General features: G+C 42.6%; 1 pseudogene. It reads right to left on the minus strand.

Annotated elements, in window-relative coordinates:
• Positions 1–211, minus strand: a pseudogene (locus J1781_RS00090) (hypothetical protein); the annotation flags it as partial.
• Positions 212–378 lie beyond the last annotated feature (167 nt).

Below are 378 nucleotides of genomic sequence, written 5' to 3' on the forward strand. Positions count from 1 at the left end.
CATTACTCGAGTTATAGCTTTTAGTCTTGCACCGTTCTGAACGATAAAGCATTTGCAATGGCAACAGTGTAATGCCCTCAGGAACCCGGACGGCTATGGTCACGCGCCGTGCATTTTCCGGCGGTGACAGCGTCTGATCTGTTTTGCCATAGCATGCGGAAAGCAAAAATACTGTCGGCAGCAACAGGGCTTTTTTATTTAGAGAATTCAATTAATTCCTCCCTGAATATGTAAAATGAAACACTCACTTCCTATTTCATCGATAGCAGTTTTTCGTAATTAGGATAAATATACGGAATTTTTTCGGTACTCCCATCAGGATAAATCGCCGAAAAATCCCTATCCTCTGTTTGGTCAGGCGGAATGAGTGTAACAACT

It is taken from the genome of Rahnella perminowiae (genome assembly GCF_019049695.1).
Taxonomy (GTDB): Bacteria; Pseudomonadota; Gammaproteobacteria; order Enterobacterales; family Enterobacteriaceae; genus Rahnella; species Rahnella perminowiae.